The sequence below is a fragment of the Streptomyces sp. 184 genome, from assembly GCF_045781775.1.
Taxonomy (GTDB): domain Bacteria; phylum Actinomycetota; class Actinomycetes; order Streptomycetales; family Streptomycetaceae; genus Streptomyces.
Genome location: NZ_CP123230.1, coordinates 4985523 through 5002253 on the forward strand (window position 1 = coordinate 4985523; position 16731 = coordinate 5002253).

Consider the following 16731-nt stretch of genomic DNA (forward strand, 5'->3'; position numbering starts at 1 on the left):
CCCCGGGCCCGGCCCCGCGCCGGGCCCGCGCCCGATCACGCCCCGGTGCGCTCCGCGACCGCGCGGGCCACCTCGTCGATCGCGTCGTCGATGGGCACGCCGTTGTTCTGCTCGCCGCTGCGGTAGCGGAAGGAGACGGCGCCCTTGGCCATGTCGTCGTCGCCCGCGATCAGCATGTACGGGACCTTGGCCTTCTGGGCGTTGCGGATCTTCTTCTGCATCCGGTCGGAGGAGGAGTCGACCTCGACCCGCAGCCCGCGGGCCCGCATCTTCGCCGCGACCTCCTCCAGGTACGGCACGTGGTCGTCGCCGATGGGGATGCCGACGACCTGCACCGGCGCCAGCCACGCCGGGAAGGCGCCCGCGTAGTGCTCCAGCAGCACGGCGAAGAACCGCTCGATGGAGCCGAAGAGCGCGCGGTGGATCATCACGGGCCGCTGCCGCGAGCCGTCGGCCGCGGTGTACTGGAGGTCGAAGCGCTCGGGGAGGTTGAAGTCCACCTGGATCGTGGACATCTGCCAGGTCCTGCCGATGGCGTCCTTGGCCTGCACCGAGATCTTCGGCCCGTAGAACGCCGCCCCGCCCGGGTCCATGACCAGCTCCAGGCCCTGCTTGCCGGCGGCCTGGCGCAGGATCTCCGTGGCCTCCTCCCAGACCTCGTCGGAGCCGATGGACTTCTCCGGGTTCCTGGTGGACAGCTCCAGGTAGAAGTCCTCCAGGCCGTAGTCGCGCAGCAGGTTCAGCACGAAGGTCAGCAGCGAGTCCAGCTCGCCGGCCATCTGCTCCTTGGTGCAGTAGATGTGCGCGTCGTCCTGGGTGAAGCCGCGGGCCCGGGTCAGGCCGTGCACGACGCCGGACTTCTCGTACCGGTAGACGGTCCCGAACTCGAAGAGGCGCAGCGGCAGCTCGCGGTAGGAGCGCCCGCGGGCGTCGAAGATCAGGTTGTGCATGGGGCAGTTCATGGGCTTCAGGTAGTAGTCCTGGCCCTCGTCGAGCTGCATGGGCGGGTACATGCCGTCGGCGTACCAGTCCAGGTGGCCCGACTTCTCGAAGAGCTTCCCCTTCGTGGCGTGCGGGGTGTAGACGAACTCGTAGCCCGACTCCTCGTGCCGCCTGCGCGAGTAGTCCTCCATCACGCGGCGCACGATGCCGCCGCGGGGGTGGAAGACGGCCAGGCCCGAGCCGATGTCCTCGGGGATGGAGAAGAGGTCCAGCTCGGCGCCGAGCTTGCGGTGGTCGCGCTTCTCGGCCTCGGCCAGGAACTCCAGGTGCGCCTTCAGCTCGTCCTTCGACGGCCAGGCCGTGCCGTAGATCCGCTGGAGCTGCGGGTTCTTCTCGCTGCCGCGCCAGTACGCGGCGGCGGAGCGCATCAGCCGGAAGGCGGGGATCATGCGCGTCGTCGGCAGGTGGGGGCCGCGGCAGAGGTCCTTCCAGCACAGCTCGCCGGTCTTGGCGTCGAGGTTGTCGTAGATCGTCAGCTCGCCGGCGCCGACCTCCGCGGACGCGCCCTCGGCGGCGTCGGCGGCGTTGCCCTTGAGGCCGATCAGCTCCAGCTTGTACGGCTCGGCGGCCAGCTCCTCGCGGGCGTCGGCGTCGGTGGTGACGCGGCGCGAGAAGCGCTGCCCGCGCTTGACGATCTCCTGCATCTTCTTCTCGACGCGCTTGAGGTCGTCGGGGTGGAAGGGCTCGGGGACGTCGAAGTCGTAGTAGAAGCCGTCCTTGATGGGCGGGCCGATGCCGAGCCTGGCCTCGGGGAACAGCTCCTGCACGGCCTGGGCCATGACGTGGGCGGTGGAGTGGCGCAGGATGTCCAGGCCGTCGGGACTGTCGATCTCCACCGGCTCGACGACGTCCCCGTCCGCGACCTCGTACGCGAGGTCCTTCAGCGCGCCGGCGACGCGGGCCGCGATCACGGTGCGCTCGCCGGGGAAGAGGTCGGCGGCCGTCGTGCCCGTCGTGACCACGCGCTCTTCCCGCTCGGCGGCATCGCGGCTGATGATCACACGGACGTCGGACACGAGGTCTCCTTCGCAAGGGGTGGGGTGCCGCGCGCGGCGGCGGCACGGCGTGAATCGTACCGAGCCCGGGGGGCGCACGGCGAAATCGGGCGTCGCGGCCCGGTGCACCCTCAGCCGTCGCGGTACGCCTGGTCGAAGAAGTCCAGGTCCTCGGGCGGCGGCTTCGGCATCGGGTCCCGCCCGGCATCCGCCAGCGGTACGGGCCGCACCCCGGACGCCCCGGTCAGCCGCCTGAAGCCGCCGCGGCTCTCCAGCCGGCCGCTGAGCCGGACCGGAACCCCGGCCAGGTGCGCCCGGCCGGCGACGCGGTACGCCTCCTCGTCGAGCGAGGTGCGCACCTCGGTGACGTCCGCGCCCGCGAGTACCCGCAGCCGCACCCGGCCCGGGCCGGTGGCTGCCGACCGGCTGAGCCGGGTGACGGCTGCGGTGATCCGGACCGGGAGGGAGGGCTCCCGGTGCCGGTAGCGCACGGCGGCCCGCTGGAGGGCCGGGACGTCGCAGGGGGTGAACTCCACCGGCTCGGGGGCGGCGGCGAAGCCCTCCGGCGGCGGGTGGGCGGGGGCCCAGGACAGGGCGATGCGCACGCCTTCCGTGCCGCGCACGAGGGCGGTCAGCGCCTCGGTCAGCTCGTGGCACACGCCGAGTTCGACCGCGTTGTCGAAGGCTTCCATGCCGCCGGTGGCGCGCTGGTGGTCCACCGCGTCGCGGGTGCCGTGCAGGGCGCGTAACAGCGTGGCGGTGACCCCGCGGCTCTCCGGGGCGGGGACGAAGGCGATGAGGCGGGCGACGTGGGCGCCGGGGCCGAGCAGGGTCCGCTCGACGTCCCGCGCGGCCTGCGGGCGCAGCCGGGCGCCGTAGAACCCCGCGGGGCGGCGGGCGGCGAGCGCGCCGGCCAGCAGCATGGCGCGGGCGGCGGCGGACAGCCGCTCGGCGTCGGCCCACCGGGCGGGCCCGGCGCGCCGCTCGGCACCGTACTCCCAGCTCACCTCGTCGCTGGGCACGGCCAGGGCGGTACGGACGAGCGGGGCGGACGGCTCGGGGCTGCGGGCCAGCGCGGCGAGCGCCTCGGCGAGCAGGTCGGTGCAGTCGGGGAAGGCGCGGTCGGCCGGTACGAGGACGCCGGCGCCGCTCTTCGCGTCGCCGGGCGGCGTGAAGCGCGCGTACCGCCCGGTGGAACCGCCGTGCCGGCGCCAGCCGTGGCGGGCGAGGAGGGCGCCGAGCACGGCGGGGTCCACGTGGGCGGGATCGGGTTCGGGGGGCTGCCGGTACATCAGGGTCTCCCTCCCCAGCCGGCCCGCGCCGCGATCCCGCGGAGCGCGGGGGCGCCGCGGAACCCGGTGTGCCGGTCGGTGCCGCTGCCGGGGAAGGGCTGCGCCGGAGAGCAGCCGGCAGCGGCAACGACCGCGGGCAGACGGGCGGTACGCCACGTCTGCGGGCACGCCGTCCCGCCGGGAGCGCCGCGCCGCGGGGCGGCCCGCCCCGGAAGCGGGCCGCTCGGTTCAGGCCGTGTCAGGGCCATGGCCCAACTGCCTTCCACGCGCTGTCGGGTAGGTGACGGGGCCGGGCCTCCACGGGCGACCGGAGGTGTGCCCGGCCCTCACTCTCTGTTGTCACCGCGCCGACTCTCCGCCAAACAACCATTGTTCGAATCCGCGGTGTTGCGGGTATCACCCGGTCGGGCGGGCCGACCTCCACAGTCCGCAAAAGTCCAGGGAGTTGGGGCGATGACGCTCTGGTACGAGGGGCCGCTCGCGGCCTTCGACACCGAGACCACCGGCGTGGACGTGGAACGCGACCGGATACTCTCCGCAGCCGTCGTCGTGCAGCCCCACATCACCTCACCGCCCCGCTGTACGTCGTGGCTGGTCTCCCCCGACGTCGAGATCCCGGCGGCGGCCACGGCGATCCACGGGCTGACGCTGCCGCATCTCCAGCGCCTCGGCCGCTGGCCGGCGCCGGTGATGGAGGAGGTCGGCAAGGCCCTGGCGGCGCAGTGCGCGAGCCACGTGCCGCTGGTGGTGATGAACGCCCCGTACGATCTCACGCTGCTGGACCGGGAGTTGGGCCGGCACCGCGCCTCCTCGCTGCCGAAGTACCTCGGCGGCGCCCCGCTGTGCGTGCTGGACCCGCTGGTGCTGGACCGGCACCTCGACCGCTACCGCAAGGGCCGCCGCACGCTGTCGGCGCTGTGCGAGCACTACGGCGTGGAGCTGGCCGGCGCCCACGAGGCGGGCGCGGACGCGACGGCGGCGCTGCGTCTCGTACGGGCCATCGGCCAGCGCTACGCGGAGCGGCTGGGCGAGCTGAGCGCCGCGGAGCTGCACGCGCGGCAGGCGGTCTGGCACGGCGCGCAGGCGCGCGGCCTGACGGCGTGGTTCGCGCACACGGGCTCGGACGAACGCTGCGACCCGGCCTGGCCGTTACGCATGAGCGGCCTGACGACGGCGGCCCGAGCGTGATGCGGGGCGCCCCGTAGCCGGGACGCGGGGGCGCAGCCGCGCAGAAACGACGAAGGCGACCTGTGTCCGCGCTTCTTGCGGACACAGGTCGCCTCGACCTTGTGGGCGATACTGGGATCGAACCAGTGACTTCTTCGGTGTGAACGAAGCGCTCTCCCGCTGAGCTAATCGCCCGGGAACGCCGTGGTGGCGCGGCCAGAACCATACATTGCGGCGGCCTCGGTGTTCAAACCCGTTGCCGCAGCAGCGCCAGCAGCCCCCGGCGGCCCGAGCGCATCATCCAGGCGTGGTTGGCGACGAAGAACGGCCGCCCGGGCAGCGCGAGCAGCCGCAGCGACGGCCGCGTCACCTCCACCTGCTGGGTGAAGACGGCGCTGGTGCCGCCGGCCCGGGCGGAGACCGTCCAGCGGGCCCAGCCCGCCAGATCGCCGGTCATCTCGATCTGTACCACCCCGGCCCCGGGGTCCTGCCGCACGGCCCGTGCGGTGACGCGCAGTTCGTACGGAAGCGCGGAGCCGAAGACGGCGGTGCCGGTGTGCTCGTCGAGCCGGGTGACCCGGCGGACCTGCGGCCACCAGGCGGGGTAGGCGTCGGCGTCGGCGAGGACGTCGTAGACGACGGCGGGGGGCGCGTCGGGGAGGTCCCACACGCTGCGGAAGCGATAGTGGCTCAGGCCCATGCCGCGAGTCTGCCCCGGACACACACGTTGGGCCCCCCGCCCCGCCCGCCGGTACCCGCCAACGGCGAAGGCGACCCGCTCCGCGCGTTCCGCGGACACAGGTCGCCTGTCGGCTCGTGGGCGATACTGGGATCGAACCAGTGACTTCTTCGGTGTGAACGAAGCGCTCTCCCGCTGAGCTAATCGCCCTCGCGGGTGACCACGTTACCCGATGTGAGCACCTGCGTGTGCCCCTTACCGGCCTTCCGCCCCCGCGCCTTCCGCGCGCCTCCGTCACACCGGGCCCGATCCTCGTTACTCTCCGCATCCATGGAGCCCAAACTATCCGTGCCGGAGAGTTCACCGGAACGGCCCTGCTCCGAGAACCTGCACTAGGCCGTACGAACTACGAAAAACATCACAAAACAGTCAGAGGGGTTTACAACGCCCCGGTAGGTGGCATGTCGACTTCGCCGACGTGCGAATCCCCGAGCGCACACTGAGCGAAAGGCCCTGGCGCTTATGAACCACACGGTCAGCTGCGAGCTGCACCTGCGCCTCGTTGTGTCGAGCGAGTCTTCCCTGCCTGTCCCCGCAGGTCTGCGGTACGACACCGCGGATCCTTACGCCGTGCACGCCACCTTCCACACGGGCGCAGAAGAGACGGTCGAATGGGTGTTCGCCCGCGACCTCCTCGCCGAAGGGCTCCACCGCCCGACCGGCACCGGCGACGTCCGCGTCTGGCCATCCAGAAGCCACGGCCAGGGCGTCGTCTGCATCGCCCTCAGCTCGCCCGAGGGCGAGGCACTGCTCGAAGCACCCGCGCGGGCGCTGGAGTCCTTCCTGAAGCGCACGGACGCCGCCGTGCCGCCCGGGACGGAGCCACGCCACTTCGACCTCGACACGGAGCTCTCGCACATCCTCGCGGAGAGCTGAGCCCGTACGAGGTCACCGTCCGTAGCCGTCAGCCTCGGGGAGACGGCCGGGCCGCAACCGGACAACCGCAGCATCAGGCACCGCCGTCGCCCGACGTGGGCGACGGCGGTGTCACGTTTTGGCTAGAGTCGGCGTCAGACCGACCAGGGGAACGCGCGGCCCGACCAGGGGAGCGGAACGGTGCTGATCGATCACGACACCCGGTGCGCGCTCGACATCGTCGTGGCGCTCTTGAACACCGACACCGGGGACGGGGGCGCGGAATCGGACGCGCTCGTGGACGTGGCGGCGCTTCAGGGGTTCGTCGACGAGCAGGAGATCAGCGGCATCGAGGCCCTGTGCGGCTCCGACGTCGCCGCGGTCCGTGCCGTACGGAGCGACCTTTCGGCCGTCTTCGCCGCCCCGGACGACCGGGCGGCGGCGGAACGGCTGAACGCGATCGTGGCCGCCGCCGGCACGACGCCGCAGCTCACGGACCACGACGGCTACGAGTGGCACGTGCACTACTTCGCGCCCGGCGCCTCCGTCGCCGAGCATCTGGCCGCGGACGGCGGGATGGCGCTGGCGTTCCTCGTCGTCGCCGGCGAGCGCGAGCGGCTGCGCCGCTGCGAGGCGCCGGACTGCGGCCGGGCCTTCGTGGACTACTCGCGCAACCGCTCCCGCCGCTACTGCTCAAGCCGCACGTGCGGCAACCGGCTGCATGTGGCCGCGTACCGCGCGCGGCAGCGCGAGGCGGCGGCCGAGAGCGGACGCGGCGACGGGACCGGGACGGGGGCGGGGACCGGGAAGGCGGCGGCCGGGGCGACCGGCGGGGCGGCGCTCACCAGCCGATGAGGTCGTAGACCGAGGTGCCGAAGATCAGCACGCCCACGACGGTGAGAAAGAGCATCAACGGCGGCTGGGACAGGGCGAAGAGGCAGCCGCGGGTCTCGGCAGGGGCGGGAGGCCGCGGTGCGGGAGTGTGGTCGTTCATCTCGCGCAGATGATTACGCAGGCACGCATGCCCAAGTGGGCAACACGCCAGGAAACAACGGCCTGTTCACGAAGATCGGCCGTGCTTGATCGGTTCTTGTCGCCGGACGTCGACTCGGTGGCTGCGCAGGGTAGTTCGGGAGGCCCGTAGCGTCAGATTCCGTGCTTCTTCAAAATCGCCTCGATGTCGGAGAAGTCCTCGTCCCCGGACCCGGAACGCTTGCGGCCGCCCGTCGCCGGCGCCGCGCCGCGCGACTTGCCCGCCCGGCCCCCGCCGAGCGCGGGGCGGGACGCCGACGGTGCCGCCGCCGGGGCGGCCGGTGCGCTCCCGCCTTCCTTGCGCTTGGCGCGCTCGCCGACGAGGCGCTGGACGATCCACAGCAGCACGGCGACCGCGAGCACCGCGAAGCCGCCCCAGACCGAGGGCTTGAGGACGAGGTCCGCCGCCCAGTCCCCGATCGCCCGGCCCACCTTGCCGCCGAGTTCGATCAGGCCCGCCATGGCCAGGCCGACGGGCACCAGCGACAGGGCGGCGATCTTCGTCGCCCGCCGGAACCTTCGCCGGTATGCGGTCAGCAGCGAGATCGCGAGCCCCGCCGCGGAGAGCGCGGCGCAGACCGTGGTGGTGAACATGCTTCCATCGTGCACCGGAACGCGTCGCGATTGCCATGGTGCGGCACGGCATGGGGGACATCTCCGGGTCCGGCTCGTCCCCAGGACCGAGACGGGGGCACCCCCGCGGGCCTGGAAGACTGGCGCCCATGGAGAACGATGTGAACGCTGCGCCCGTCCTCGACGTGTGGTGCGAGCTTCAGTGTCCGGACTGCCGGACGGCGCTCGCCGACCTGCGCGCGCTGCGGGAGCGCTACGGGGACCGGCTCGACATCCGGCTGCGCCACTTCCCTCTGGGCAGGCACGAGCACGCCATGGCGGGCGCCCAGGCGGCCGAGGAGGCTTTCGAGCAGGGCAGGGGCTGGGAGTACGCGGAGGCGGTGCTCGCGCGCGCCGAGGAGTTCGGCAGGAAGGGCGAGCCGCTGCTGGTCGAGACGGCGCGGGAGGTGGGCCTGGACGCGGCGGAGGTGGAGACCGCGCTCGTGGACGGGCGGCACTTCCTGATCGTGGACGCCGACGTGGCCGAGGGCAAGGCGATCGGGGTGACGGGGACGCCGACGTACGTCATCGGGGGCGAGCGGCTGGACGGCGGCAAGAGCCAGGAGGGGCTGCGGGAGCGGATCGGGGAGATCGCGGACCGGCTGCTGGCCGCGGCCGACTGAGTCGGCCGGCCGGCGGGCGAACCGGCGGGCCGCCGCGCCGCCCGCCTGGTTGCTCAGATCAGCGGCTTGCGCAGGTGGTACGCGGTCGGGCGGTAGCCCAGCGATTCGTACAGGCGCAGTGCCACGTCGTTCCCGGCGAAGACGTGCAGCCCCAGGGTGGGCAGCCCCGCGGCCAGGCACTCGCGCTCCGCGACGCGCATCAGGGTCCGGCCGTGGCCCCTCCCCCGGTGCTCCGGCGCGACGGCCACGGAATAGACGTACCCGCCGGTGGCGATCAGCGGGCGCAGCGCGATCCAGACCGTGCCCACCGCCGCCCCGTCGTGCTCCAGGACGCGCAGCGCGACGTCCGGGGTGGCGGCGCCGGCGGGCAGCAGGTCGTCGTGGTCGGCGCGCGAGCGGCTGCGCGCCTCGTCCGGCGACATCCCCCGCTCCCGCCACCGCTGCGCGTACGTGTCCGCCTCGGCGATCCGCCAGTCCGGGTACTCGGCCGCGGCCATCGGCCGTACGACGCAGCCGTGCGGCAGCTCGGGCGCCTCGGCCGGCTTCTTGTCCAGCGTGCGGCCCGTCTCGGTGTAGCCCAGCGCCGCGGCCAGCCGCAGGCCGACGTCCGCGCGGGCGTCGAGGCTGAGCAGGACGTCCCGGCAGCCCCAGCCGCGCAGCACCTCCTCGGCCGCCAGCGCGGCCACCGTGCCGCGCCCCCGGCCGCGCTCGGGCTTGTGGATCCGCAGCGTGCGTACGCGGCCCGCGGTGGGGCCGAGGCGCGGGTCGGTGGCCAGCTCGACGTCGCCGACCGGGTGGCCGTTGACGCACACGGCGTACGCGCGCGTACGGCCGCCGTCCGCCTCGTGCCGCTCGGCTCCGGCCGGGCGCAGGTGGGTCGTCATCGCTTCCCCTTCGTCCTCGCACCGCTCGGCGTACCGCTCCGGTCACCGCGTTCCTACGGGTCGATGTCCCCCGCGGAGCGCTCGGCGAACACCTGCATCGCCTTTGCCGTGGCCGGACCGCGGACGCCCGGCAGCACGCGGCCGTCGAGATGGCGTACGGCCTGGACGTCGCGCAGCGAGGAGGTCAGGAAGACCTCGTCCACGTCACCGCCTTCCGCGAGCACCGAGAACGGCAGGTCCGTCTCCCGCGCGCCGGTCCACTCCAGCACCAGTTGCCGCGTGATCCCGGCCAGGCAGCCGGAGTCGAGCGGCGGGGTGTGCACCTCGCCGCCGACGACGACGAAGACGTTGGAGCCGGTGCCCTCGCAGAGCCGGTCGCGGGTGTTGGCGAAGAGCGCCTCGCTGGCGCCGCCCTCGTGCGCGCGGGAGAGCGCGACGACGTTCTCCGCGTACGACGTGGTCTTCAGGCCCGCGACGGCCCCGCGCTCGTTGCGGGTCCAGGGCACGGTGACGACGTCCGTCCCGTCCGGCCGCGGCTCGGCGGCGGCGAGGGCGACGACCAGGGTGGGGCGGCTGTCGTCCGCGTCGCCGCGGAGGGAGGACAGGGGGGCGGTGCCGCCGGTGTACGTGACCCGCAGCCGGCCGTGCGGCACGGGCTCGGCCGCCAGCACCGCCTCGCAGGCCCGGCGGACCTCGTCCAGGTCGGGCTCGGGCAGCCCGAGGCCGCGGGCGGAGCGCGCCAGGCGCTCCAGGTGGCGGGTGACGGCGAAGGCGGTACCGCCGGTGGCCTTCAGCGTCTCGAAGACGCCGTCGCCCACGGTGATGCCGTGGTCGAACACCGAGACCCGTGCCTCGGCCACCTCGCGCAGCCCGCCGTCGAGCCAGACCTTCATGGGCGTACGGTCCCTTCACTCGTGACTTCCGCTTCCGACGCTACCCCGAGCAGCCGGGCCGCCTTCAACTCCGTCTCGCGCCACTCCCGCTCCGGGTCGGAGCCCCAGGTGATGCCCGCGCCGGTGCCGAAGCGCAGGACGGGGCCGCGGGCCGCGGTCCGGTCGATCCAGAACGTGCGGATGCCGACGGCGAGTTCGCCGGTGCCGCGGTCGGCGTCGACCCAGCCGAGGCCGCCGCAGTACGGGCCGCGGGGGGCGGTCTCCAGCGCGTCGATGATGCGCAGCGCGCTGCTCTTCGGCGCGCCGGTGATGGAGCCGGCCGGGAAGGTGGCGCCGATCAGCTCCGCCCAGCCGGCGCCGGGGGCCAGCTCGCCGCGGACGGTGGAGACGAGGTGGACGAGGCCGGGGTGCTCCTCGACGGCGCACAGGGCGGGCACGGTGACGGAGCCGGTGGTGCAGACGCGGCCGAGGTCGTTGCGCACGAGGTCGACGATCATGACGTTCTCGGCGCGGTCCTTCGCGGTCAGGTCGGCGGCGGTGCGGCCGGTGCCCTTGATGGGGCCGGACTCGACGGCACGGCCGGTGCGGCGCAGGTACAGCTCGGGCGAGGCGGTGGCGATCTCGACGCCGTGCGCGGGCAGCCGGACGACACCGGCGTACGGGGCGGGGTTGCCGCGGGCGAGGACGGCGGCGAGGGCATCGACGTCGGCGGCGTCGGATCCGGAATCGGAGTCGGCGGCGTCGGGACCGGGTCCGGGGAGCGGGGCGGTGAGGACGCGGCACAGGTTGACCTGGTAGACGTCGCCCGCGGCGATGTGCTCCTTGATGCGGCGTACCCCCGCGACGTAGCCGGCGCGGTCGAGCGAGCTGGTCCAGCGCGCGGCGCCGGGGCCGCGCCACCGGTGCGCGCGGCGGGCGGGCGGGTGCGGGTCGGGGCGTACGTCGCCGAAGCGCGCGCACACCGTGCGGCCCTCGTACCCGGCGACGACGGCCCACCAGCCCGAGGAGTCGAGCGCCGCCGGGTCGCCGGTCACGTCGCGCAGGTCGGAGGCGACGAGACCGCCGAAGCGGGCGAGCGGGGCGAGGCGGGGCACGCGGCGAGTCTATGGCGGCCGGCGGACACCGGCCGCCGGCGCCGACGCCCGCCGGGTACGGGCCGGCCGCGGTCCCGGCACGTGCGGGAAACCGAATTTGAGCTGGCCCCGGAATCCGCTAAGGTTCATGACTACCGGAAGGGCCTCACCGGCGCCTTCCGAGCACGACCGGCGGACGTAGCTCAGTTGGTAGAGCATCACCTTGCCAAGGTGAGGGTCGCGAGTTCGAATCTCGTCGTCCGCTCGATGAGGGCCTCGATGGCCCTCGCTGGTGGAGTGGCCGAGAGGCGAGGCAACGGCCTGCAAAGCCGTCTACACGGGTTCAAATCCCGTCTCCACCTCGGACGATTAGCTCAGCGGGAGAGCACTTCCCTGACACGGAAGGGGTCACTGGTTCAATCCCAGTATCGTCCACCACGCGAGGGGCGACCCATGACCGCGCAGCACGCGCTCATGGGTCGCCTTCTTCGTTGCCGCGCGGCTGCACCGCGCCCGTCCCGCTGTGGCATGAAAGCGATGTGCGCGGTTCGGGCATGACGGATAGTGTCGGAATATGAACGACCGTGCTGCCATTGTGTTCCGTGAAATACCCGAAAGTGACATCGACCGGGCTCAGGAGCTGGCCTATCTGGTCTTCCACGAGAAGCCCGAGGACGAGCTTCGCAAACGTCATCACGAACTTCTGGCGGGCTGCCTGCGCATCGGCGCGTACCACGCGAACACGCTGGTCGGCATGGTCGCCGCACTGCCGTTCACGATGGCCGTCCCCGGCGCCGAACTCCCCTGTCCCAGCCTGACGTTCGTCTCCGTGGCGCCGACCCACCGGCGCCGCGGGGTGCTCTCCGGGATGATCGCCGAGCTGTTCGCGCGCTGCACGGCCGAGGGCTGGCCGATCTCGGCGCTGTGGGCGTCGGAGACCGCCATCTACGGGCGGTTCGGGTTCGGCCCCGCCACATACGGCGCCACCGTCGAGATCGACTCCCGGGCCGCGCTGCGGCTGCGGATCACCCCCGACGAGCGGCCCCTGCGGCTGGTGGACCCGGCGCAGGCGCCCGCGCTGCTCGGCCCGTACTACGACCGCACCCGTGCGGCGCGCGCCGGCCGGCCCGCGCGCAGCGAGGAGTGGTGGGCCGAGGAGTGGATGGTCGAGCGGGACCCGGACGACGAGGACTTCTCCCGGCCGCGCGTCGTCGCCCTCGGCGAACCCCTCGCCGGCTACGCCGTCTACCGCACGAAGGACGAGGGCGACCGCCCCGACACCCCGGGCCTGGTGCGCCTGGACGAACTGGAGGCGGACACCCCGGCCGTGGCCGCGGCCCTGTGGCGCTACCTCGCCTCCCTCGACCTGACCGGCACGGTACGCGCCTGGGGCCGCCCGCTCGACGACCCGCTGCTGCTCTTCGCCGCCGACCGCGACCAGGTGCGGGTCACGAGCACGTTCCCGGCGCTGTGGGTGCGGCTGACCGACGTCGGCACGGCCCTGCGGCGCCGCTCCTGGGCCGCCGCGGCGGACGTCGTGCTGGCGGTGGCCGACTCCGCGGTGCCGGCCAACGCGGGCACGTACCGGCTCACGGTCGCGCCCGGCGCCCCGGCCGCCTACGAGGGCGCCGACGCGGAGCCGGACCTCAGCGTGGACGTACGCGACCTGTCCGCCGCCTACCTCGGCGGCTCCACCCTCGCCGGCGCCGTCCGCGCGGGCCTGGCGACCGAGCACACCGCGGGCGCGGCCGACGCGCTCGACGCCGCGCTGCGCACGCCGCTGCTGCCGCACACGGTGGAGGAGTTCTAGCCGCGGCGCGCCCGAAGAGGCGTACGCCCGGAGGCGGTTGAGCAGGAGCCGCAACGCAGGCCGTCCGGTCCCGAGAGGACCGGGCGGCCGTTTTGCGGTGCGTGCGAAAGGTCTGGACAAACACGCGGGCCCGTGCTGTGGTGACAGCGCACCGAGTGAGAGCGCTCTCAACCATCTGTGTTCCACCCCCACTCGACACGAGGGAACTACAGAAAGGTCCGCCATCGTGAGACGCACCTCCGGATTGAGGCTCGGCCTGTCCGCACTCCTGCTCTTCGGCACCTGGGGCGGCGCCGCCGCGCTCGCCCCCGCCGCCGGCGCGGACTCCGCGCCGCGGCTCTCGGCAGGACTGCTGGCCGCGCTGGAACGGGATCTCGGCCTGACGGCCGACCAGGCCCGGGAGCGGCTGGCCGACGAACGCCGGGCAGCCGGGATCGAGAAGAAGGCCGAGCGCGCCGCCGGATCCGCCTACGGCGGCTCCTGGTACGACGCGGACAGCGGCCGGCTCACCGTCGCCGTCACCGCACCGCGGCACGCGGAGGCGGTACGGGCGGCGGGTGCCGACGTACGCGTCGTCGAGCACAGCGCCGCGCGGCTGGACGCGGCGAAGAAGCGCCTGGACGAGCTGTCCGCCCCCGCCGGGGTGGCCAGTTGGCACGTCGACGCGCGCGCCAACAGCGTCCGGGTCGACGTCGTCGCCGGCCGCCGCGACGACGCCGCCGTCCGCACGTTCCTCGAACGGGCCCGCGCCGCCGGTCCCGTCGAGGTCGGGACGGTCGCCGAGGCACCGAGCACCTTCGCCGCCGGAACCGTCGGCGGGGACCCGTACTACACCGGCAACGTCCGCTGCTCCATCGGCTTCTCCGTGCACGGCGGCTTCGTCACCGCGGGCCACTGCGGCGGCGGGGGCGCGGCGGTGCGCGGCTGGGACGGCTCGCACATCGGCACCTTCCAGGGCTCGTCGTTCCCCGACAACGACTACGCCTGGGTCAGCGTCGGCAGCGGCTGGTGGACCGTCCCCGTGGTCCTCGGCTGGGGCACCGTGCCCGACCAGCTCGTCCGCGGCTCGGCGGAGGCCCCGGTGGGCGCCTCCATCTGCCGCTCCGGCTCCACCACGCGCTGGCACTGCGGCACGCTGCTGGCCAAGAACGAGACGGTCAACTACAGCGGCGGCGCCGTCGTGCACCAGCTCACCAAGACGAGCGTGTGCGCCGAACCCGGCGACTCGGGCGGCTCGTTCATCAGCGGCGACCAGGCGCAGGGCGTCACGTCGGGCGGCTGGGGCAACTGCAGCGGTGGCGGCGAGACCTGGTACCAGCCGGTCAACGAGATCCTCGGCCGCTACGGGCTGACGCTGCACACCGCGTAGCGCGACCGCACCGCGGCACCGGCCCCTCGCCGGTGACCGCTCGCCCGTGCCGCCCGCCCGCCGGCGGGTGGCACGGGTCGTACCGCGACCACACGATGATCATGGACTTGCGATGGCGGTCGGCGCGTGGAAGTATCTAGCCGCAGCAGAAACCGCGCGCGGTTAGCTCAGCGGGAGAGCGCTTCCCTGACACGGAAGAGGTCACTGGTTCAATCCCAGTACCGCGCACAGCAGAAGGACGAAGGCCGGAGCAGTTCGCTCCGGCCTTTTGCCGTGGGTGTTCCACGGCCGGGTGGCCGTACGGCCCCCCGCGCGGAGGCCGTACGAACCGGGTCCCGGGTCAGGACGAGAAGAGCATGCGTGAGAAGCCGCCCTTGCGGTGGCCGTAGTGGCCGTGACCGCCGTGGTGGCCACCGTGCTGACCGCCGCCCCAGCCCGGGGCCTGCTGCGGGTAGCCCTGCGCGGGCGGCGGGGGCGGAGGCGGCGGGGCCTGCTGTGCCCACTGGGATTCGAGACGCGACAGGGTCTCCAGCTCGCCGTAGTCGAGAAAGATCCCCCGGCACCCGCTGCACTGCTCGATCTGCACGCCGTTGCGGTTGTACGTCTGCATCGGCGCACGGCACTTGGGACACTGCATGGTCGCCCTCAACTCCTCAACTCTCCCGGCCGCCACGGATGACGGACGGCGGCCATGGCTGCACAGCCTACGACGCGCCGCCCGGCCCCGTCCCGCCCCCCATCGCGGCGATGCGGGCGCAGGCCGCGAGCAGGTCGTGGTCGGTCTCGTCCAGGGGCCGCACGCCCGCCGACTCGTCCACCAGGGCGCGGGCGGCGAGCTGGACGGTGAGGGTGCGGGCCGGCACGTCGACCTCGGGCGGCCAGAGGTCGTCGCCGGGGGCGACGGCGGGGCCGCCGGCGGCGCGGTAGCCGGCGAGGAAGGCCGCCCAGTCGGCCACGGGGATGAGGCCGGTGGCGTAGCCGGCGGCGGGGCGGGCGAGGTCCCAGGCGGGCTCGCCGAGGCCGAGGTCGTCGACGTCGATGAGGTGCCAGGGGCCGTCGGGGGCGGGGTGGCGCACGAGTTGGCCGAGGTGGAGGTCGCCGTGGCAGAGGAGGGAGCGCGGCTGGGCGCGGGGCTCCTCGCCGCGGGCCCAGCCGGGCAGGCACTCCCAGGCGCGCAGGACGAGCGCGGCGGCGGACGTGCGGGTGGGCGTGCGCGTGGGTGACGGGGCGGGCGTCGGCGGCGGGAGCCGTACCGGGGAGGGGCCGGTCGAGAGCGCGGGCGGGGTGCCGCGTTCCGGCGCTGCGGAGGTGCCGGCGGGGGTGGGAGCGCCGTCCGGGGCGGGCGTCGGGGACGGGAGGGCGGGGGGCAGGGTGCGCAGGGCCGCCACGGCGCGGGCCGCGTTCGCCGGGCCGGACATCGGCGGCAGCGGCCCCGGCAGCCGGTCCGCCGGTATCGCGTGCAGCCGGGCGATCAGGTGCCCCGCCTCCCGCCACGGCGCCGCGTCGGGCGCGTCCGGCGCCACCGTGGCCCCGTACGGCCAGCGGCTCACGTGCCGACCCCCGACCGGGCCGGTCAGCTCGCCGAGGGGCGCCAGCAGGATGCCCGCGAGCAGCGGGTGCGCGGCCACCCGCAGCCGGGTGGCGAGGGCAGCGGGGTCCAGCCGCGGGGCGTGGGCCTTGAGTACGGTGCCGCCGCCGCGTACGACGGTCACGTCCGGGCGGTCGACGATCACCACGGGCTCGCCGGGCCCCCGGCTCAGCTCCGCCAGCAGGTCGACGAGGCGTGCGCGCACCGGCCCATCCTAGGCCCGGTACCGCGGCGGCCTGCATGAACGTGACAAGACCGGTACGCGCGCGGACACGGGCCCGGGTGCCTCCCGGGCGGGAGGCGCGGGCCGGGTGCGCCCGCGGGACAGCCGGGTGGCGCGGTCCGCGACGGGCCCGGAAAACGCGTAGCCCGGGCGTCTCCCCAGACGCCCGGGCGTACACGTCCGTCCGCCGCACCCCCGTCCCCACGGGGCTGAGCCGGCTGTCCCCGGCCCGGGCCGCTCTCCCGGGCCTGACGGGGCTAGTGCCCCATCATTCCGGCCACGGACGACGCATGTGTGATGACCGCTTCCCAGCCGCCGAAGACGACGGTGAGCACGGTCGCCAGAGGAAGGACCATGGCGAGTGCGACCAGCGGGTGCCGGCGCTCCGACGGCTGTGCGCCGAACGCGGCGAGCGCCCCGGCGACGGCCTTGGGCCGTGCGGTGTGCTCCGCTGTTCTCTCCATGGTTCCCACTCCTGTGTTGGGGCGGCGGGCGTCCGACCTCGGGGGACGAGTGCTGCGCCCGCCGCTTGTCGACAACATTAGGGAAATGATCGGCACGGGTCGTCATGCCC

The 16731-nt window shown here is 74.1% G+C and carries 16 protein-coding genes, 6 tRNA genes and 1 pseudogene; 10 read left to right on the top strand and 13 right to left on the bottom strand.

Going from position 1 to position 16731, the window contains the following annotated elements; all coding sequences use genetic code 11:
* Positions 1 to 35 precede the first annotated feature (35 nt).
* Together thrS and QBL21_RS20925 are read right to left on the bottom strand one after the other, a co-directional pair.
* A complete protein-coding gene (gene thrS / locus QBL21_RS20920; protein WP_407563761.1) occupies positions 36 to 2018 on the bottom strand; it encodes a threonine--tRNA ligase in 1983 nt (660 codons plus the stop codon).
* 110 nt (positions 2019 to 2128) lie between these two features.
* Positions 2129 to 3289, bottom strand: coding sequence for a hypothetical protein (locus QBL21_RS20925; RefSeq protein ID WP_407563762.1), 1161 nt, complete (start codon positions 3287 to 3289; stop codon positions 2129 to 2131).
* A 453-nt stretch (positions 3290 to 3742) separates the two neighbouring features.
* On the opposite strand from QBL21_RS20925, the gene QBL21_RS20930 reads away from it, so the two are divergent.
* Positions 3743 to 4477, top strand: coding sequence for a 3'-5' exonuclease (locus QBL21_RS20930; RefSeq protein ID WP_407563763.1), 735 nt, complete (start codon positions 3743 to 3745; stop codon positions 4475 to 4477).
* Positions 4478 to 4579: 102 nt separating this feature from the next.
* Here the strand turns inward: QBL21_RS20930 and QBL21_RS20935 are convergent.
* From QBL21_RS20935 to QBL21_RS20945, 3 genes are all read right to left on the bottom strand, one after another.
* Positions 4580 to 4651, bottom strand: a tRNA-Val gene (locus QBL21_RS20935).
* 52 nt (positions 4652 to 4703) lie between these two features.
* Complete coding sequence (locus tag QBL21_RS20940) at positions 4704 to 5156, bottom strand: SRPBCC family protein (protein ID WP_407563764.1); 453 nt, start codon at positions 5154 to 5156, stop codon at positions 4704 to 4706.
* Positions 5157 to 5273: 117 nt separating this feature from the next.
* Positions 5274 to 5345 (bottom strand) — tRNA-Val (locus QBL21_RS20945).
* Between the two features lie 312 nt (positions 5346 to 5657).
* Here QBL21_RS20945 and QBL21_RS20950 point away from each other — a divergent pair.
* Positions 5658 to 6071, top strand: a complete 414-nt coding sequence (locus tag QBL21_RS20950; RefSeq protein WP_018836768.1) for an SsgA family sporulation/cell division regulator — start codon at positions 5658 to 5660, stop codon at positions 6069 to 6071.
* 180 nt (positions 6072 to 6251) lie between these two features.
* Positions 6252 to 6809, top strand: a pseudogene (locus QBL21_RS20955) (CGNR zinc finger domain-containing protein); the annotation flags it as partial.
* An 82-nt stretch (positions 6810 to 6891) separates the two neighbouring features.
* Here QBL21_RS20955 and QBL21_RS20960 read toward each other — a convergent pair.
* On the bottom strand, positions 6892 to 7044 hold the full coding sequence (locus QBL21_RS20960; protein WP_164492506.1) for a hypothetical protein: 153 nt from the start codon (positions 7042 to 7044) through the stop codon (positions 6892 to 6894).
* 152 nt (positions 7045 to 7196) lie between these two features.
* Positions 7197 to 7676 carry a hypothetical protein gene (locus QBL21_RS20965; RefSeq protein WP_407563765.1) on the bottom strand — a complete coding sequence of 160 codons (480 nt, stop codon included), beginning with the start codon at positions 7674 to 7676 and terminating at the stop codon, positions 7197 to 7199.
* 128 nt (positions 7677 to 7804) lie between these two features.
* Here QBL21_RS20965 and QBL21_RS20970 point away from each other — a divergent pair, with 128 nt between their 5' ends.
* Entirely contained in the window at positions 7805 to 8317 is a 513-nt protein-coding gene (locus QBL21_RS20970; RefSeq protein ID WP_407563766.1) for a DsbA family protein, read from the top strand.
* 53 nt (positions 8318 to 8370) lie between these two features.
* On the opposite strand, the gene QBL21_RS20975 is transcribed toward QBL21_RS20970, so the two are convergent.
* From QBL21_RS20975 to QBL21_RS20985, 3 genes are read right to left on the bottom strand one after another with little or no spacing between them, the layout of a single operon-like run.
* Entirely contained in the window at positions 8371 to 9201 is an 831-nt protein-coding gene (locus tag QBL21_RS20975; protein WP_407563767.1) for a GNAT family N-acetyltransferase, read from the bottom strand.
* Positions 9202 to 9254: 53 nt separating this feature from the next.
* A complete protein-coding gene (locus QBL21_RS20980; protein ID WP_407563768.1) occupies positions 9255 to 10094 on the bottom strand; it encodes an aminotransferase class IV in 840 nt (279 codons plus the stop codon).
* On the bottom strand, positions 10091 to 11188 hold the full coding sequence (locus QBL21_RS20985; RefSeq protein ID WP_407563769.1) for a chorismate-binding protein: 1098 nt from the start codon (positions 11186 to 11188) through the stop codon (positions 10091 to 10093). The genes QBL21_RS20980 and QBL21_RS20985 overlap by 4 nt, the downstream gene beginning before the upstream one ends.
* Positions 11189 to 11359: 171 nt before the next feature.
* Between QBL21_RS20985 and QBL21_RS20990 the strand changes: the two genes are divergently transcribed.
* From QBL21_RS20990 to QBL21_RS21015, 6 genes are all read left to right on the top strand, one after another.
* Positions 11360 to 11432: transfer RNA gene (locus QBL21_RS20990), tRNA-Gly, on the top strand.
* Between the two features lie 26 nt (positions 11433 to 11458).
* Positions 11459 to 11529, top strand: a tRNA-Cys gene (locus QBL21_RS20995).
* A gap of 1 nt (position 11530) precedes the next feature.
* A tRNA-Val gene (locus tag QBL21_RS21000) sits at positions 11531 to 11605 on the top strand.
* A gap of 157 nt (positions 11606 to 11762) precedes the next feature.
* Positions 11763 to 12977: a GNAT family N-acetyltransferase gene (locus QBL21_RS21005; protein ID WP_407566496.1), complete on the top strand. Its 1215-nt coding sequence runs from the start codon at positions 11763 to 11765 to the stop codon at positions 12975 to 12977.
* 226 nt (positions 12978 to 13203) lie between these two features.
* Entirely contained in the window at positions 13204 to 14346 is a 1143-nt protein-coding gene (locus QBL21_RS21010; RefSeq protein WP_407563770.1) for a S1 family peptidase, read from the top strand.
* 156 nt (positions 14347 to 14502) lie between these two features.
* Positions 14503 to 14574, top strand: a tRNA-Val gene (locus QBL21_RS21015).
* A 112-nt stretch (positions 14575 to 14686) separates the two neighbouring features.
* Here QBL21_RS21015 and QBL21_RS21020 read toward each other — a convergent pair.
* From QBL21_RS21020 to QBL21_RS21030, 3 genes are all read right to left on the bottom strand, one after another.
* On the bottom strand, positions 14687 to 14983 hold the full coding sequence (locus QBL21_RS21020) for a zf-TFIIB domain-containing protein (RefSeq protein WP_407563771.1): 297 nt from the start codon (positions 14981 to 14983) through the stop codon (positions 14687 to 14689).
* A 67-nt stretch (positions 14984 to 15050) separates the two neighbouring features.
* A complete protein-coding gene (locus tag QBL21_RS21025; protein WP_407563772.1) occupies positions 15051 to 16139 on the bottom strand; it encodes a phosphotransferase family protein in 1089 nt (362 codons plus the stop codon).
* Positions 16140 to 16414: 275 nt separating this feature from the next.
* Positions 16415 to 16621 carry a hypothetical protein gene (locus tag QBL21_RS21030; protein ID WP_407563773.1) on the bottom strand — a complete coding sequence of 69 codons (207 nt, stop codon included), beginning with the start codon at positions 16619 to 16621 and terminating at the stop codon, positions 16415 to 16417.
* Positions 16622 to 16731: the final 110 nt, after the last annotated feature.

Bases quoted from the DNA above. Each gene is read 5' to 3' on its own strand.
- QBL21_RS20925 (WP_407563762.1), bottom strand. From the start codon at position 3,289: ATGTACCGGCAGCCCCCCGAACCCGATCCCGCCCACGTGGACCCCGCC.
- QBL21_RS20930 (WP_407563763.1), top strand. From the start codon at position 3,743: ATGACGCTCTGGTACGAGGGGCCGCTCGCGGCCTTCGACACCGAGACC.
- QBL21_RS20940 (WP_407563764.1), bottom strand. From the start codon at position 5,156: ATGGGCCTGAGCCACTATCGCTTCCGCAGCGTGTGGGACCTCCCCGAC.
- QBL21_RS20950 (WP_018836768.1), top strand. From the start codon at position 5,658: ATGAACCACACGGTCAGCTGCGAGCTGCACCTGCGCCTCGTTGTGTCG.
- QBL21_RS20960 (WP_164492506.1), bottom strand. From the start codon at position 7,044: ATGAACGACCACACTCCCGCACCGCGGCCTCCCGCCCCTGCCGAGACC.
- QBL21_RS20965 (WP_407563765.1), bottom strand. From the start codon at position 7,676: ATGTTCACCACCACGGTCTGCGCCGCGCTCTCCGCGGCGGGGCTCGCG.
- QBL21_RS20970 (WP_407563766.1), top strand. From the start codon at position 7,805: ATGGAGAACGATGTGAACGCTGCGCCCGTCCTCGACGTGTGGTGCGAG.
- QBL21_RS20975 (WP_407563767.1), bottom strand. From the start codon at position 9,201: ATGACGACCCACCTGCGCCCGGCCGGAGCCGAGCGGCACGAGGCGGAC.
- QBL21_RS20980 (WP_407563768.1), bottom strand. From the start codon at position 10,094: ATGAAGGTCTGGCTCGACGGCGGGCTGCGCGAGGTGGCCGAGGCACGG.
- QBL21_RS21020 (WP_407563771.1), bottom strand. From the start codon at position 14,983: ATGCAGTGTCCCAAGTGCCGTGCGCCGATGCAGACGTACAACCGCAAC.
- QBL21_RS21030 (WP_407563773.1), bottom strand. From the start codon at position 16,621: ATGGAGAGAACAGCGGAGCACACCGCACGGCCCAAGGCCGTCGCCGGG.